At 55.9% G+C, this 16,781-nt stretch carries 16 protein-coding genes; 7 read left to right on the top strand and 9 right to left on the bottom strand.

The window, feature by feature from the left end; translation table 11 throughout:
- Window positions 1-3 precede the first annotated feature (3 nt).
- The 6 genes from A1355_RS18970 to A1355_RS18945 all read right to left on the bottom strand — a co-directional run bounded on the left by A1355_RS18970 (window position 4) and on the right by A1355_RS18945 (window position 6,334).
- Window positions 4-486, bottom strand: a complete 483-nt coding sequence (locus tag A1355_RS18970; protein WP_064030844.1) for an SRPBCC family protein — start codon at window positions 484-486, stop codon at window positions 4-6.
- Between the two features lie 96 nt (window positions 487-582).
- A complete protein-coding gene (locus A1355_RS18965; protein ID WP_064030843.1) occupies window positions 583-1,029 on the bottom strand; it encodes a hypothetical protein in 447 nt (148 codons plus the stop codon).
- 67 nt (window positions 1,030-1,096) lie between these two features.
- Entirely contained in the window at window positions 1,097-2,995 is a 1,899-nt protein-coding gene (gene ftsH / locus A1355_RS18960; protein WP_064030842.1) for an ATP-dependent zinc metalloprotease FtsH, read from the bottom strand.
- A gap of 15 nt (window positions 2,996-3,010) precedes the next feature.
- Entirely contained in the window at window positions 3,011-3,874 is an 864-nt protein-coding gene (gene hflC / locus A1355_RS18955) for a protease modulator HflC (protein WP_064030841.1), read from the bottom strand.
- Complete coding sequence (gene hflK / locus A1355_RS18950; RefSeq protein ID WP_064030840.1) at window positions 3,871-5,037, bottom strand: FtsH protease activity modulator HflK; 1,167 nt, start codon at window positions 5,035-5,037, stop codon at window positions 3,871-3,873. The genes hflC and hflK overlap by 4 nt, the downstream gene beginning before the upstream one ends.
- Before the next feature lie 52 nt (window positions 5,038-5,089).
- A complete protein-coding gene (locus A1355_RS18945) occupies window positions 5,090-6,334 on the bottom strand; it encodes a sigma-70 family RNA polymerase sigma factor (RefSeq protein WP_064030839.1) in 1,245 nt (414 codons plus the stop codon).
- A gap of 88 nt (window positions 6,335-6,422) precedes the next feature.
- Here A1355_RS18945 and A1355_RS18940 point away from each other — a divergent pair, with 88 nt between their 5' ends.
- Both A1355_RS18940 and A1355_RS18935 read left to right on the top strand, forming a co-directional pair.
- Window positions 6,423-7,322 carry a MerR family transcriptional regulator gene (locus A1355_RS18940; RefSeq protein ID WP_064030838.1) on the top strand — a complete coding sequence of 300 codons (900 nt, stop codon included), beginning with the start codon at window positions 6,423-6,425 and terminating at the stop codon, window positions 7,320-7,322.
- 198 nt (window positions 7,323-7,520) lie between these two features.
- Complete coding sequence (locus A1355_RS18935; protein ID WP_064030837.1) at window positions 7,521-7,979, top strand: GNAT family N-acetyltransferase; 459 nt, start codon at window positions 7,521-7,523, stop codon at window positions 7,977-7,979.
- Window positions 7,980-8,011: 32 nt separating this feature from the next.
- On the opposite strand, the gene A1355_RS18930 is transcribed toward A1355_RS18935, so the two are convergent.
- Window positions 8,012-8,158 carry a hypothetical protein gene (locus A1355_RS18930; RefSeq protein WP_157197953.1) on the bottom strand — a complete coding sequence of 49 codons (147 nt, stop codon included), beginning with the start codon at window positions 8,156-8,158 and terminating at the stop codon, window positions 8,012-8,014.
- A 152-nt stretch (window positions 8,159-8,310) separates the two neighbouring features.
- Between A1355_RS18930 and mutL the strand changes: the two genes are divergently transcribed.
- From mutL to A1355_RS18905, 5 genes are all read left to right on the top strand, one after another.
- Window positions 8,311-10,161 (top strand): DNA mismatch repair endonuclease MutL, encoded by a 1,851-nt coding sequence (gene mutL, locus A1355_RS18925; RefSeq protein WP_064030835.1) that lies wholly within the window; start codon window positions 8,311-8,313, stop codon window positions 10,159-10,161.
- The gene (miaA, locus tag A1355_RS18920) at window positions 10,161-11,096 is read left to right on the top strand and encodes a tRNA (adenosine(37)-N6)-dimethylallyltransferase MiaA (protein WP_064030834.1); all 936 of its coding nucleotides are present in this window, start codon (window positions 10,161-10,163) and stop codon (window positions 11,094-11,096) included. The genes mutL and miaA overlap by 1 nt, the downstream gene beginning before the upstream one ends.
- The gene (locus tag A1355_RS18915) at window positions 11,089-11,685 is read left to right on the top strand and encodes a 5-formyltetrahydrofolate cyclo-ligase (RefSeq protein WP_064030833.1); all 597 of its coding nucleotides are present in this window, start codon (window positions 11,089-11,091) and stop codon (window positions 11,683-11,685) included. Before miaA ends, A1355_RS18915 begins: the two co-directional genes overlap by 8 nt.
- A 2-nt stretch (window positions 11,686-11,687) precedes the next feature.
- The gene (locus tag A1355_RS18910; protein ID WP_064030832.1) at window positions 11,688-12,842 is read left to right on the top strand and encodes a carboxynorspermidine decarboxylase; all 1,155 of its coding nucleotides are present in this window, start codon (window positions 11,688-11,690) and stop codon (window positions 12,840-12,842) included.
- A 219-nt stretch (window positions 12,843-13,061) separates the two neighbouring features.
- On the top strand, window positions 13,062-15,092 hold the full coding sequence (locus A1355_RS18905; protein ID WP_064030831.1) for a reprolysin-like metallopeptidase: 2,031 nt from the start codon (window positions 13,062-13,064) through the stop codon (window positions 15,090-15,092).
- 105 nt (window positions 15,093-15,197) lie between these two features.
- Here A1355_RS18905 and A1355_RS18900 read toward each other — a convergent pair whose 3' ends face one another.
- Window positions 15,198-16,007, bottom strand: a complete 810-nt coding sequence (locus A1355_RS18900) for an arylamine N-acetyltransferase family protein (protein WP_064030830.1) — start codon at window positions 16,005-16,007, stop codon at window positions 15,198-15,200.
- A 107-nt stretch (window positions 16,008-16,114) separates the two neighbouring features.
- On the bottom strand, window positions 16,115-16,597 hold the full coding sequence (locus A1355_RS18895; RefSeq protein ID WP_064030829.1) for a metallophosphoesterase family protein: 483 nt from the start codon (window positions 16,595-16,597) through the stop codon (window positions 16,115-16,117).
- Between the last annotated feature and the right edge of the window lie 184 nt (window positions 16,598-16,781).

Below are 16,781 nucleotides of genomic sequence, written 5' to 3'. Positions count from 1 at the left end.
AGACTAAGGCGACTCGGCGACGATCAGGTTGCGAATGTTTTCCACGGTATTTTCGGCGCCGTCTTCTATCGCGGCTCGGATCAGTTTCTCGAAGGGCCGCATGAACACGTCGAGATTGAGCAACTCGAAGCGAAAGGTCAGGCGAGTCGGGCTGCGGTCGTTGAGACCTTCGAGTAAATAACTATGCCGATACGGTGACGTCAAGCCGCGAAAAATCAGGGTGTCTTCGGGTTGGTATTCGGTGATTTCGAACACCGATTCGATGGGCTCGCCGTTTTCGAGTATGCATTGTCGAGCCTTGGCGCCGACGAACACTTCCTCGCCGTCCAAGGCTTGAAACGCCAATAATTCTTCGGCCCATTTCGGGTAATTGTCGAAAAAGCGGGTGCCGACGAAATCGAACACTTCAGTGATCGGTTTTTCAATCTCGACACTGGCTTGGCCGGCGACCGGCCTGGTGGCGTCGAACGGTAGCTTGATAGGCATGGAGTCCCCCTCTCTGAATGCAAGCTTGGTGAAGTCGGCCGGTTTGTCGTTATTGTGGTGCCGGCCGTTGGTCGATTAACTTTGCGTAGTCATCAATTAATGTCCTTTCGAAGCGGAAGATCCTCCGTGTCGATCTTGGCGGAATGCCGCTAGACCGCCGTACACCAGGTGAGATGCGCCGGCGTACAGGAATAGCTCGGCGTATTTCTCGTCGATTTCGATCTGGTTGATCGAAGCGTAAAACCCCAACGACGCGGTCAACAATAATAAAAACACGCCCAGACCGGCGACCGCGGCCGGGCTGTTGCCGTATAAATAAAAGCTGTAGACGGCAATCTGCACCAGACTCAAGTAAAACATCATCAAGCGCAGATTGTTGGCGAGCGGACCGTACAGGTCGCTGTTATCCTCGAAATAGATTGCACCGCCGAACATCGACAACGCCGAGCTGATCAGAACCAGCAACACCGCGGCGTTAAAGTTGACTTGCAGCAGCAATTCCACGATGTCGAGGGTTTTGCCCGCTAGGGTTTTGGTCTGCATCGCGACACCTCGAAAAAGATACCCTCCAAGAGTGTTGCAGGTTTGGAGGGTATATAGAGGAGGAAGGTTAAGACGCCAGGGCCGGTCCCGGTTCCAGGCTTCCGTCTATTGGGTTTGCGTCGGCGGGCTCCGCATCCGCATCCTCGGCAACCACCGGTTCCGGCTCGGGTTCCGGCGGCGCGATTTGGTGGCCGCGCATCAGTAAGTCGATTTGAAATTTATCCAGGGTTTCCCAGTCCAGCAGGGCGTGCGCCATGTTGTGCAGGATTTCGATGTTTTCCTTCAAAATGGTCTCCGCGCGGTTGTAATTCGTATCGACCACCGCACGAATCTCGTCGTCGATCACTTGTGCCATTTTTTCCGACATCGGCTTGGATTGCGGGCCCATGTAGCCGCCTTCGCTGTCGCCGTAGTCCATTGGACCCAGTCGTTCCGACAAGCCCCATTTGGTCACCATATTCCGGGCCAGTTGGGTGGCGCGCATGATGTCGTTCGAAGCGCCAGTGGTGACCTTGTTCTTACCGTAGATCAACGCTTCGGCGACCCGGCCGCCGAACAGACTGGAGATTTGGCTCTCCAATTTATCCTTGCTGGCGCTGTACTGATCGCGCTCGGGCAGGAACATCGTGATGCCCAACGCGCCGCCGCGCGGCATGATGCTGACCTTGTAAACCGGATCGTGCTCGGGCACCAAGCGGCCGACAATCGCGTGGCCGGCTTCGTGGTAGGCGGTCATCAGCAAATCGTCACGGCTCATCACCATCGTGCGTTTCTCGGCGCCCATGATCATTTTGTCGCGGGCTTTGTCGAGTTCGGCCATCGACACCACTTTCTTGTTGTTGCGAGCCGCGAACAGGGCGCCCTCGTTAATCAGGTTGGCCAGTTCGGCGCCGGAAAATCCCGGCGTGCCGCGCGCCAGATCGTTGATGTTGACGTCTTCGGCCAGCGGTACCCGCGCGCCGTGGACCTTGAGGATTTGCTCGCGGCCCTTGATGTCCGGCAAGCCGACTTGCACTTGACGGTCGAACCGGCCGGGACGCAGCAGCGCCTTATCCAGCACGTCGGCGCGGTTGGTGGCGGCGATGACAATGATGCCTTCGTTGCCGCTGAAACCATCCATTTCCACCAGCAATTGGTTCAGGGTTTGCTCGCGTTCGTCGTTGCCCAGATTGCCGCTGCCGCGCTGGCGGCCAACCGCGTCGATCTCGTCGATGAAGATGATGCAGGGCGCGCGCTTTTTGGCTTGCTCGAACATGTCGCGGACCCTGGCCGCGCCGACCCCGACGAACATTTCGACGAAATCGGAGCCGGAGATCGAGAAGAACGGCACGCCCGCTTCGCCGGCGATGGCTCTGGCCAGCAGAGTCTTACCGGTTCCGGGAGGGCCGACCATCAGCACGCCGCGCGGGATTTTGCCGCCCAGGGCTTCGTATTTGCTGGGGTCTTTCAGGAAGTCGACCATCTCCTTGACGTCTTCCTTGGCTTCCTCGACGCCGGCCACGTCGCCGAAGCGAACCTTGACTTGATCCTCGGCCATCAATTTGGCGCGGCTCTTGCCGAAGCCCATTTGGCCGCCGGGACCCGCGCCTTGCTGACGGCGCATGAAATAAACCAGCACCGCGATCAATAGCAAGGTTGGCGCCCACGACATCAGTATTTGAAATAAGGTTGACGGCGGTTGCGGTTTTTCGACTTTGATCTTGACGCCGTATTCCAACAATTCGTCGATCATCCGGGCGTCATTCGGGTTATAGGTGACGAAGCGGGTGCCGTTCTGACGGCGGCCCTCGACGTCGTAACCGCTAATCACGACTTCGGTAACGACTTTGTTGCGGACATCCTCGATGAAATCCGAATAAGAGATTTCGTAATGAGGATCGTAATCGGGCAGGCTGCGGTTGAGCACCGCCGATACCACGATACCGATCGCCGCGATGATCGTAATGAAGATTAAGAATTTTTTCATGGCGCGGTTCCCCGTTTATTTTTCGCTGGAGAAGTATTTGAAAAAGTCCGAATCCGGTTTCAACACCAGGGTATCCTGAGTTTTCTCGAACGAGGTTTGGTACGCCTGCAGCGAGCGGTAAAAGGCGTAGAACTCCGGATTGCGTCCGAAACTTTTCGCATAGATTTCGGCGGAGCCGGCGTCGCCGCGGCCGCGAATGTTTTCGGCATCTCGCTGGGCGTTGGCTACGATGACTTGCCGCTGCTTGTCGGCCTCGGCGCTGATTTGTTCGGCGCTTTCGGCGCCTTGCGAACGGAATTCCCGGGCGACCCGTTCCCGCTCGGCGCGCATCCTTTGATAAACCGAGCTGCTGACTTCCGGTGGCAAATCGATGCGTTTGACGCGGATATCGATCAGCTCGATGCCGAACTTGGCCGCGGTCGGCGCCAGTTTTTGCAGCAAAGTGTTGCGCAACTCGCTGCGGTCTTCGGAGATCAGTTGTTTGATGGTCCTGACGCCGAACTCGCTACGCATCGCGTCCTTCATGATTTGGTCCAGGCGCAGGTTCGCTTGAAACTCGTCGCCGCCGACCGTGGTGTAAAAAAGACCCACATCACCGATTCGCCACTTGGCGAACGAGTCGACTATAACGTTCTTCTTTTCGGAGGTAAGAAAACGCTCGGACTTGGCGTCCAAGGTCAGCACGCGCGCATCAAACGTGCTGACGTTATTGATGATGGGGGTCTTAAAATGGAGTCCCGGCTTGTAATCGGCGCTAACCATTTCACCGAGACGGAACAGGATGGCTTTTTCATGTTCGCGGACGTAAAACACGGACATGTAGGCCAAAATCAGTAACAACAGACTGCTGGGAATCAGGACTTGGATTCGGCTGCTCATGGTTTGCTCCTGCTTGGGCGTAAATCGCCGCCGCTGCTTTTGCGGGCGGCATTTTTATCTTTTGCGGACGGTTCGATGTTATGCTCGGCTTCTACTCCGCCGGTGGTCGCCGAACTGGCCGGATGGCCGGCGGTTTGCGGTAGCGGCATGTAAAGCATCGGGTTGGCGCCGTCGGCGCCCAACATGATTTTATTGGTACTGCTGTACAGTTTTTCCTTGGCTTCCAGATAGAGACGCTTGCGGGTAATCGCCGGGTTTTTCTCGTATTCCACCAATAACTGATCGAACCGTTCGGTTTCGCCCTTGGCTTTGGCGAGTTTCTCAGCCTCGTAAGCCTCGGCCTCCTGGATGATTCGAGACGCGGCACCGCGGGCCTTGGGGATAATCTCGTTGGAATAGGCTTCGGCTTCGTTGATCAAGCGTTGCTTGTCCTCCCGAGCCCGAATCGCGTCCTCGAACGCGCCTTGAACTTCTTCTGGCGGTTGAGCGTCTTGCAAGTTGACGCTGGCGATCGTGATGCCGGTGCGGTAGTCGTCCATCGCTTGTTGAATCTGTTCCTTTAGTTCGGCGACGATTTGGCTGCGGCCCTCGGTCAGTACGAAGTCCATGTTGTTACGGCCGATCACCGCGCGTTCGACGCTCTCGGTGACTTGCTTCAACGTGTTTTCGTTATCCTTGACGCTGTACAAGTAGTTTTTGGCGTTGTTGACCTGATATTGCACCGCCAGACGGACATTGATGATGTTTTCGTCCGCGGTCAACATTAAGGATTCCGCCGGAATCAACGACGATTTGCTCAATCGGCTGGAATCGCGGTAGCCGATTTCGATGAAGCGTTGTTGCTCGACGTTGACGATGGTGACCTCTTCGATCGGCAGCGGAAAGTGCCAATGCGGGCCCGGTAGCGTCGTGTCGGCATAGGCGCCGAAACGGGCAACCACGCCGCGATTGCCTTCTCCAACGATGTAAAAGCCGCTGCCCAGCCAAGCGACGACCAGTGTGCCGCCGAGCATCGAAGCCACCTTGGACATGGAAAACAGGTGTTTGTGATCGTTATAAAAATCGTTGGCCTTGCCCGAAAACTGTCGCCATTGCTTATCCACCTCCAGCTTCCAGTCCGGCTGCGGCTCGTGTTTACCGGTATTTTGTTTTTCTGATGACATAATCACTCCTCTTGTTAAGTGTTAGCCTGACCTGCGTCGTTACTTGTTATAGTTAGCCATCCCTGGGCTCGAGAAATAGCATAAGGTCAAAACCAAACTGTTGTTTCAGTTTTTTTAAGGCATCGTTCTGAATTTGCCGAACTCTTTCCCGGGTGACATGCAGTTGGTCCGCGACGGCCTGTAAGGTCATTTCGGTATGATCGCGCAATCCGAAACGCATCGTCAGAATGGCCGCTTGCTTCTCCGGCAAGGATGCCACCGCTTTGTCGACGTATTGAGCCAAATCCCTTTCTATTAGTTCATCCAGCGGTAAACTGAATTGGTGCTGTTGCATTTTCGCCATCAGATCCAGGCCGTCTTCGTCGTCGTTGACCGCCGCGTCCAGCGAATGAGTCGCTTGGTAGTAGCTGCTGATGGTCTTGATCTCCTGTTCCGACAGATCACAACCCGCTTTCAGTTCTTCAAGCGTCGGCCAACGTTCGTTCTTTAAATAACAGGTACGCATCGCGTCGAACACGGTGTTGGCTTTTTCGGCCAGCGCGACCGGCAGGCGAACGATGCGCTCCTGCTTGACGATCAAGCGGGAAATCGCTTGCTTGATCCAGTAAATCGCATACGTGGAAAAGCAGATACCCCGATCCGGATCGAAACGGTCGACCGCCTTGATGAGTCCCACCAGCCCCTCCTGCATCAAATCGTCGAAACTCAGATTGCTGGTTTTGTATTTGTGGGCGACGAAGGCCACCAGGCCGGTGTTGGCGCTGATCATTTGTTGGCGAGCTGCTTTCAATTCCTTTCTGGCCGCCGTCAATCTCGCCTTGTACGCCGTATCCTCGATCAAGGCTTCGGCGCTGGCGGCGACGGCCAATAAAAATACGGGCATGAAGTGCAGTTTGTCCAATAGCGGTAACAGAGTTCGGATGGCGTCGCATTGATTGAGCCTTTGCGGTTCGAAAAGTTGTACAAAGTAATCTTCTTGTACAAGTTCGTCATCGACAATCTGGTCGATTTGATCGGGGCAGTGGCTGCAATCGACGTTCAAACCGATGGCGAGCGTGTCCAACAAGGCTTTGTAGTCTTGCTGACTTCTGGAGGCCACCAGCTCGGAACAATCGCCGCCTTTTTGCAGTTGCCTTATCAATTGTTCGGCAAGGGCTTGTGCGGCGCTTCGGTCGTTCCGAATCAGGACGGACAGATGTTGCCGGGCCTGTTCCAGTTTGCCGGCCAGCCGAGAGGTTTCCGATTCTTGCGTCGGTTGAATCTCTTCGAATGCATTGGAAGCGGTGAGCTCTGACATAGCGTTTCTTTTTTTATTTTTAAGTTGGCAATAACGTTACTACCTTGTAGAATATTTGTCAAAGAAAATAATGTACAAAACGTGAACAATGTACTCAATCAAGGCCATTACCTCGTTGACCGGCTTGACCCCCGAGACCCTTAGGGCCTGGGAGAGACGCTATTCGTGTATCACGCCGTCCCGCACCGGTACCGGTCGGCGCTATTATTCCCAGCAAGACCTGGAAAAACTGACCTTGCTGGTCAATCTGACTCGCAACGGCCATCCGATCAGTAAGATCGCCGGCATGGATTGCCCGCAATTACGGGCGTTCCAGGAACAAGCCGCGCCGACGGTGGCCGAGCCGCGCACTTTGCCGCTGATCGAGCAAATCGTCGATGCATTAGCCGAGTATCGGATCGAGCGTTGCGAGCAACTGTTGAAACGGGCGCTGTTGGCAAGCGAGCCGTTGGACTACGCCAGAGACGTTTTGTTGCCGGCGTTGCATAAAGTCGGTTATTTGTGGGAGCAGGGCCGATTGAACATTGCCCAGGAACATATGTTTTCGAGTTGCGTGCAGCGTATCGTGCTGACGATGGTCAACAATTTGCACCGACCCTCGCCTAACAACCCGTCCATCATGTTCGCGACCCCGAGCGGCGAGCCGCATGAATTCGGAATCCTGTTGTGTTGCCTGGTGGCTTCGGCCCAGCAATACCAATGTTATTACCTCGGCGCCGATTTGCCGGCGGCCGATATTGTCGCCGCCGCCGCGCATTTACGTCCGGACGCGCTGGTCATGGGGCTGGTGAAGACGCCGCCGGAAACAGCGACGCTCTTGGAACTAAAACAGATACTCGGCGCCAGTCTCGACAGCAAGCTTTGGTTGGGCGGCAGCGGTGCGGATTACATCGCCTCACACGCCCTGGCGGATTTGTCCCGGTGCGAATTGATCGGCGACATCGATCATTTCGACGCCAAGATCAAACAGCAACGGGTGCTGAGTTAGCGGGGCGCCAGACAGAAGATTGGTCCACGTTGCCGCACGAAGTTCTGGCGTTCACCAAGTGGAATCTAAGCGCATTTCCAGGCGCGTCACCATGACCTTTTCAACCGAGAGCTTCGCCGAGCCGATTTTGATTTAAAATTGCCGCCTTCCGCGTCATCGAGCGCACTCGGGTTTTTTTAAAAACGCCACAGACCAGCGATGCACATTATCGATTTAGCGGCCGAGCCCGAGCATCTGCCAACCTTGGCTGCTTGGCACCATCAGCAGTGGGCCGACTTAAACCCCGGCTTCGTCCTGAGTGAGCGGGTCGCTCGAATGCAGGCTTATCTAGGCGCGGACTTGGTGCCGAGTACTTTTGTCGGCAAGTGGCAGGGTAGGCTGGCTGGCTCCGCCGCTATCATCGAATCCGACATGGATACCCGGCCGGAACTGAGTCCGTGGTTGGCCAGCGTCTACGTGGCGCCGGAATTTCGCGATCGCGGCGTCGGTTCGGCACTAGTGCGCCATGCGATGGCGCAAGTCGAGGCGGCCGGCGTCGGCGCTTTATATTTGTTCACGCCGGATCGCGCGAGTTTTTACCGCCGTCTAGGTTGGCGGAGCGTGGCCGAGGAATTTTACCGAGGCCACGCCGTGACGGTGATGCGGGTGGATTTTTGAATCGATTTATGCTGGCAAGTCTTTGATATTTTTTATGAAAAACGAAACAGCTTGAGCGTATCGGTCATCCAGTCGTAAGCCGCTGCCCGATCCGTCAGCGGAGACCAGATGGCTTCGTTGTTGGAAACGAAGCCTTGCACTTGAGCCTGCGTGTTGAGTGCTTGAGTATGTATAGTCACGATCATGTCTCCACATCCCAACTTTTGCAGCATCAGGCGCATCTCGCACTGGACATACATCCCCTCGTCTAGGCTTATGTGTCATGGGACAAGGCTCCAAATCCCCGTTCGAGTCGCTATCCGTTAAAATACGCGCTTTTTGGGCGCTTGCCATGCGGATACACGCTTTACCTCCTCAACTGGTCAACCAGATCGCCGCCGGCGAGGTCGTCGAGCGTCCGGCGTCGGTGGTTAAGGAATTGGTCGAGAACTGCTTCGACGCTGGCGCCAACCAAGTCACGATAGACATCGAGCAGGGCGGTATCCGCCAAATTCGGATTCGCGACAACGGCTGCGGCATCGTCAAGGACGACCTGGCGCTGGCGTTATCTCGCCACGCCACCAGCAAAATCGCGTCGTTGGACGATCTGGAGCAGGTCGGGACCATGGGGTTTCGCGGCGAGGCCTTGCCCAGCATCAGTTCGGTGGCGCGGTTGACCTTGATTTCCCGCACCCCGGAGGCCGATTGCGCCTGGCTGGTCAGTGCGGACGGCACCGAAAAAAACTTCGATCCGCAACCCGATCCGCATCCAGCCGGGACCACCGTGGATGTCCGCGATTTGTTCTACAACACCCCGGCCCGCCGCAAATTTCTAAAAGCCGAGAAAACCGAGTTTGCTCATATCGAAAGCCTGATCCAAAAACTCGCCTTGGCCCGTTTCGATGTCGGTTTCGTGTTGAACCACAATCAGCGCGAGATTCTGCATCTGAAGCCGGCCACCAGCCTGACCGAGCAGGAAAAACGCATCGCCGCGATCTGCGGCTCGGCGTTTATCGAGCTGTCGGTGAAGATCGATTACGCCGCCTCCGGTCTGCAGTTACACGGATGGGTAGGCTTGCCGACTTTTTCGCGCGGTCAGCAGGATCAGCAGTTTTTTTACGTCAACGGCCGCTTGATCAAGGACAGGCTGGTCGCGCACGCGGTCAAGCAAGCCTATCAGGACGTCCTGTATCACGGTCGCCACCCGGTGTTTGTGTTGTATTTGACGCTGGACCCGGCACTGGTCGATGTGAATGCGCATCCGACCAAACTGGAGGTGAGGTTTCGTGAGGGCCGGACGGTACACGATTTTTTGTTCCAGGCTTTGCATCGCAGTCTGGCGGCTCAGCGACCCGGTAGCGAGGGGGGCATCGCGATAGACCATCAAAGCTTGCCTGATGCCCAAGTGCAAGTTCCGAATCCGGCTGCCGCGCCAGCGCCGTTGCAAGCCTCTTTACCGTTGGACTTGTCCGAGCCGCCGGCGCGGACCGGACAGCCGGAGCCAAGCGCTTACCGGCCAACGGCGCGGCCGGCGGTTAACGTGCCGGAGCAAATCCTGGCCTACGCCAAACTCTATCCGACCGACGATACGCCGCCCGCCGCCGCGCCGGCCTCGGCGATGCCGCCGCTGGGTTTCGCGGTGGCGCATATCCACAATATCTACATTCTGGCCGAAACGGCCGACGGCATAATTCTGGTCGATGCGCATGCCGCCCACGAGCGAGTGACTTACGAGCGCTTGAAGCAGCATTACCATCAGTCCGCCATCGTCTCCCAGCCTTTGTTGCTGCCGATCAAATTGCAGGTGACGGCCGCCGAGGCCGATCTTGCCGAACGCGAGCATGCGTTTTTTCACGACTTGGGCTTCGAATTGACCCGCTCCGGGCCGGAAACCGTGGTGCTGCGCGCGACGCCGGCCCTGCTGGCGAAGACCGATGTCGATCGGCTGGTGCGCGATTTGTTGGCCGATTTGCTCAACGACGGCTTCAGTCGCCAAGTCGAGGAGAAAATCAATGCTGTGTTGGCGACGATGGCTTGCCACGGTTCGGTCAGAGCCCGCCGCAAGCTCAGTATCGACGAAATGAATGCCTTGCTGCGCGACATGGAGCAAACCGAGCGTATTGGTCAATGCAATCACGGCAGACCGACTTGGGTACGCTTGAGCCACCAGGATCTGGACCGCTTTTTCATGCGCGGTCAATGATGGAGCAGCCGAGCAAAGCCAAGGTGGTCTTGTTGATGGGGCCGACCGCATCCGGCAAGTCGGCGTTGGCGGTGGCCATGGCGCAAGCGATGAACAGCGAAATCGTCAGCGTCGATTCGGCGCTGGTGTATCGCGGCATGGACATAGGTACCGCTAAACCGACGCCGGCCGAGCGCGGCGGCGTCCCGCATCATTTGATCGACATCCTCGATCCGCGCGATAGCTTTTCGACCGGCCAATTCCGCGATCGAGCCCTGGCCGCGATCGACGACATCCTGCAACGCGGCCGGTTGCCGATTCTGGTCGGCGGCACGATGCTGTATTTCAGCGCGTTAACCCAAGGTTTGGCTCGATTGCCGGCCGCCGATGCCGACCTGCGGCGCCGGCTGGACAGCGAGTTGGCTGAATTCGGCAAGGCGGCGATGCACGCCCGCCTAGCGCAAGTCGATCCGCAAGCGGCGGCGCGCATCCACGCCAACGATCCGCAACGGGTACAGCGGGCGCTGGAGGTTTACCAACTCAGCGGCCGGCCGCTGAGCAGTTTTTTCGGTGCGGCCGGCGAGGTCGAAACGCCTTACCGCTATGTCAAATTGATCGTGGCTCCGGAACACCGAGCTACCTTGCACGACAAGATCGCACGGCGTTTCGACGCAATGTTGGCCGGCGGATTTATCGACGAAGTACGGGCGTTGCGCGCGCGCGGCGACCTGGATACGGCGATGCCGTCGGTGCGTTGCGTCGGCTATCGCCAGGCCTGGAGCTATCTGGACGGCGAATACGATTTCGCGACCTTTCGGGAGAAAGCCATCGTTGCCACCCGTCAACTTGCCAAGCGCCAATTCACTTGGCTGCGTAAGGAACAGGACGCGCTGCATTTGTTGAGCGAGGCACCGGATTTATTGGCGCAAGCGCTGGCGGCGGTTGAACATGACTAAAGCCGATCAGCGCCGGCAAGCGTATCGAGCCAGAGCTATGCAAAGCGAGCCGGCTTTGCATAGCGCGGCAATCCAATGTCGCTTAATGAATCAGATCTGGTTTCAGACCGCCGTTACGGTGCTGTGGTATGTCGGTTGTCGTTCTGAAGTCCAGACCCATACGGCGATTAACGACACCTTGGCGCTAGGAAAGTCGGTGGTCGTGCCTTATTGCACCGAGGACGCCGGCGGCGCGCGCTGTTTGGGTTTGTGGGGTTTGAACGATTTATCCGAGTTGCGGCCCGGTACCTGGCGGATTCCGGAACCGCCGGTAGAAAGACGCTACCAACCCGAGCGGCAAGTGGCGGTCACCGATCTGGATTTGGTACTGGTGCCAGGCGTGGCTTTCGATAAGCGCGGCGGGCGTTTGGGCAACGGCGCCGGGTACTACGATCGTTTGTTGAGTCAGGTTCGAGCCGATTGTTTATTGGTCGGCATTTGCTACGAGTCTCAATTGGTATCCGACGTCGTGACCGAGCCGCACGATGTGTTTATGGATTATGTGATAACCGAAGCCGCGCTTTACCGTGGCAGGGGGAGAGAGGGGTGACGATGTTTAGAGCGTGTTTGGAGAGCGTCGAGACGACGCCGGCTTTTGTGTTGGACATGGACAAAGTCGCCGAAAATTTGCGACCGTTGTTGGCCTTGCGGGATATGGCCGGCTGTCACGTGCTGTATTCGATCAAGGCCTTGCCCTTGGGCTTTTTAATGGAATCGTTGCGCGGGCGAATCGACGGTTTTTCGGTCAGTTCCTTGTTCGAGGCGCGATGGGCTTACGAAATTCTGGGCGGGTCCGGCACCGTGCATTTGACTTCACCAGGTCTACGCCCGGCCGAAATCGCCGAATTGCGCAAAATTTGCACTCATATCAGCTTCAACTCCTTGAGCCAGTATCAGCGCCTGGCTGATAACTCCTTGTATGCCTCCAAGGGATTGCGGATCAACCCGAAACTTTCGTTTATCGACGACCCGCGCTTCGACCCGTGTCGGCCGCATTCCAAGCTGGGCGTGGACGTCGCCGAATTGAGCGGCGGCTTGCCGCCGGGCGTTAAGGGTTTGCACTTTCATAACGTATTCGACAGCACGGATTTTACCCCGCTGATGAAAACCCTGGCCGTGATCCAGCCATTGCTGATGAAGGCGCCAACCTTACACTGGCTGAATCTGGGTGGCGGCTATCGTTACCGCGACGCACCCGGCCAGTTGGTTCAGGTCTTGCGACGCTTGCGCGAAAGCTTTGGATTGTCGGTGTTTTTGGAGCCGGGCAAGGCCTTGGTCGGCGACGCCGGTTATTTGGTGACTACAGTGCTGGATCGCTTCGACAGCGACGGCAAAACCGTGCTGATTGTGGATACGTCGATCAACCATCATCCGGAAGTCTTCGAGTACCAACGCCAACCCCGATTGTTGGATAGCGATGAATACGGCTTGCATTCGGCGATAGTGGCCGGGTCTACCTGTTTGGCCGGTGACGTATTCGGTACTTACCGTTTTCGGCGTGTGCCGGAGGTGGGCGAAAAATTGGTGTTCGCCGAGCTCGGCGCCTACAGTCTGATCAAGGCCAATCGTTTTAACGGCTATAACTTGCCGGATGTCTATTCATTGTCGGCCGGTAGCCTGCAAATTCGCCAGCAATATGCCTACGATGTCTATCGCGAACAATGGCATTCCGCCAATTGTGAGCCGTCTCTAAGACCCGCGGATTAATCGGCCGATTTTTCCGTGTATCCCGCTAAACCGGACCGGTTTCACAAATTCGGTTCGGTGAATTCCTACAATAACTTCGTGTTTCAAATAAAGGGAGTGTCCATCTTAAAAGATGATACTTATTGGTTGGGAGATTTCCGAATATAGCGGAAACTCTCGGATTCAGCAGAGTTGGCTCGGTTGGTGTGCCTGCTGATGATAATTTAAAAGGTGACCGAAATGAAAGCGACAGAATATAAAAAGATAAGAACACTTGCGACCGCGATTTTGGCCGTGGTGTCCGCCAATGCAATGGCCAGCCAAGCGCCATTGATTAAAGAATTGCCCCACAACGTTTATCACGTTATTCAAAACAAAACCTTACGGGATGCCGCCGATCAATTGGCCAACCGTACCGGTATAACCTTTAAAATCAATGCCGATCTCGAGAATGACACCATTACGCATAAAATTGTTGGCGACGATTGGAATATGGGATTGCATCAATTACTCGCCGGCTATAATCACAGCATAATCGCCGAAAGTGGAATTATTAAAACCGTAGTCATTACCGGACGCAACGGTAGTGGTTTAAATAAATCCGCGGACAATTCACTGGGTGCCGAAATGATCGTAGTCGCGCCGGATTATGCGAATAATCTTCCGGAGCGATATAAAAATTTTAAACCAGGCTCGGTCATGAATGTTAATTTGCCGATGGATCAATTAGCTGAGGTACCGATCGGAAAAACCTTTACGCTGGATTTACCGATAGGCCAATACAACGTAGTTCACGATAATGCCGTAGAGCATGCGGATGGCAGTTCAACCTGGATCGGTTATTTGGACGACGAAGGTAAAGGCTATCGGGTTTATCTCTCCCAAGGCGATGCCGGTGTAATCGGCAATGTCTTCACACCGGATGGCGCCTACAATATCGAAACGGTCGACGGTAAAACGGTCGTGGTTGATTTGGATAAATCCGGCTTGCAAACCGCCGGTTTCGAAGGCGATCAACAGGAAGCCATGGCGGACGAATCGGTGACGATGAACGACGCCGTGGGTAACGCCAACAATTTGGATTCCCTGCGAGTCGCGGCAGAAACTGCCAGGGCAACGGCGAACGCCTTAACCGCCGAAGCCAACGCGGTGTATCAACAATACCTAAGCGCAAAATCTCAAGCCGACGCCGGAGCGCAAACCGTCGCGTCGCTAAGCAACGCGTTAAATGCCGCCAAAACCGCTTTGGCAAACGCGAAAACCGCGTTGAGCAAAGACAAAAAAAATTCGGCTTTAAAAGCGGCGGTGAATTCGGCGCAAGCCAATGTCAACAACCTGAATGGTCAACTGCGCCAAGCTAATTCGACCAATAAAACGGCTCAATCCAATGCGACACAATTGAAGTCGTCTTACGATAAAAAATATGCGCTCGCGGTCGCTGCGGAAACCAAGGCGAAAACCGCCGAAGCCACGTATGCGGCGGCTAGCGTGCAAACGACGGCTAACGCTACGGTCAGTACCACGACAAGTTCCAGCAATGCGGTGGTCGATTTAATGGTGCTTTACACCACCGTCAACCAAACCGCAACGTACGCGAAACAACGGATTGCCTATTTGGTCGACGTATCCAACCAATCTTACAAAGATTCGGGAATTAATATGAGCTTGAGATTGGTACACGCGAGACCAACCACCTATGTGGAGAGTAATTCCAACTCGCAAGCCCTGTCCGATTTGGCGTACGACAAAGGCGCGTTTGCCGGCACTGCCGCGCTCCGTAACAAGTACGGCGCCGATTTGGTGATGCTATTTAGACCGCTCTACGCAAAAACCGCCGGCAGCTGCGGCACCACCTACGTCGGCTTTGCCAACGGCGGCGCGGCGAACGCCAAATTCGGTTTCGGAACTATTGGCGACGGCTACTCCAAAGACTCGATGACCAATTACTATTGCGGAGCCAATACATTCACTCATGAAATCGGCCATACCTTAGGCAATGTCCACGATCGTACGTACAGCAGTTTCCAAGGTAAATTTTCATATTCCTATGCATGGGGTATCAGCGGCAAATTCGGTACCGTGATGAGCTACTACGGTCCGTCCGTGATGTTGTTCGCGACGCCAAATTTGAGCACGCAATGCGCCGGCAGCGCTTGCGGTTTCGCGGAAGGCGATACCAATTCGTCCGACCAAACCAGAACGACGAATTACACCGCGCCATTGGTCGCCAACTACCGCTCCACCACGACCACCGTACCGGTTATTCAATAAACGATTCGTCTCGGTCCAGGCCCCGTCGGGGACACTCGACGGGGCTTTTTGTTTTTCGGCTCGAGTTGAATATCGTCACGTCGGCTAATTATCGCTACGAGGCGGTTAGTGGCCAGCCAACGCTAAGCGGTTGGCGAGAAGGACCAATTGGTCATCGTCGATTTCGATGTCGAATTGCTCGTTTAGCAAGGCTTGTAAGTGCGAGGCGCCGTCCACCGCAGTACTGATTTGCTCGCCGCCGATGAATTGGGAAAACCGGGTATTGAACAACTGCACCCAACCTGCGCAGGTATTGCGGCAAACCAACAGATTTTGCGACAGTAGCGATTGGTCCCAAGTCGTACATACCAGATTGGCCGCTTCCAGGTCGCAACGTTGGACTCTGGACAGATCGAAACTGTACAACGCAAACCAGCCGTCGTCTTGTAGCCGCTCCAGCACGGTTTCTCCGGAATCCGCTTCCCGGCGCAAGCGGAAGCGGTTATGGTCCTGTATTTGTTCCTGTTCGGTGTTCAACCGCAGCGGCCGATAGTGGCTGGGACCGCCGAAGCCGACATCCACCAACCAGGGTTCGCCTTCGGCTTCGACGATAAACGCCAGATGTAGACGCGGTCCGCCTTCGCTACGACCCATCCGCACCCGCGCCAGGATGGGGCGATAGGCGAATCTCAGTTCATCCAGCGCGTGCCCGAACAGACTGTTCAATTCGAAGCAATAACCGCCGCGCCGTTTGGCGATAATTTTGTCCATCAATGCAACGGTTTCTAAATCCGGGAGTAGACCCAACAGCGGATTGATGTTTTCGAACGGAATCGCACTGAGCTGCGCCTGTTGTAGTTCGCTCAGGCCGGCGAGGGTGGTTTCCGGTTTAGCGATGCCGATGCGGTTAAGGTAAGCGTTGAAGTCAAAACTCATGGTCGTTGGTTTTATCGCGGTTAGTCGAGATGAATAGGTTAGCTTGCAAGCAATATGGCGTGGCAAGTGTGCTGTGTTTTACGCAGCAATCGTTAAAACAACGTGCTTCAAATCTGTAGTGCGATGATTTCGGCCTTTACCACCGAAGCGTCGACAATCAATTCGGCGATGGCGATCGGCAACTTAAACCGACGCGGACCGGCGCTGCCGGGATTTACATACCACACGCCGTTCCGTTCCGAAATCGACGGCTGGTGCGAATGGCCGGAAATGACGACGCGAATTCCGGCTGCCGCGGGATCGACGTCAAGTTCCGCTAGATCGTGAATCAGGTAGATTCCGACTTGTCCCAGCTCGACGCGCGCGCAGACTGGCAATTCGTCGGCCCAGACACCTTTATCGTTATTGCCGCGTACCGCCGTTACCGGTGCCAACGCGTTCAGCGCATGCAACACCTCCGGCTTGCCGACGTCACCAGCATGCAAAATCCGCTCGCAGCCGAGAAACGCGGCCAGCGCTTGCGGTCGCAGCAGGCCGTGGGTGTCGGAGATGATGCCAAGGCGGGTAGGGCGCGCGGGTACGTTAGTCATGGTTCATTATGGCGCCGTTCGGCACCACGCGGAAATAATTGGACTGAATTGCGCCGATACGCCACCATGACCATTCCTGAATCGATTTGAGATCAACCCAGTGTAGCCTCGATGGAGCGTTAGCGGAATCGAGGGCGACGACCTCCGGTTATCAAGCCCACGCCCGAAATTGGGGAAATCCGCC

Source organism: Methylomonas koyamae, assembly GCF_001644025.1.
Lineage (GTDB): Bacteria > Pseudomonadota > Gammaproteobacteria > Methylococcales > Methylomonadaceae > Methylomonas > Methylomonas koyamae_A.
Note: the sequence above shows the minus strand (reverse complement) of the source record. Positions and strands in the feature narration are given on the sequence as shown.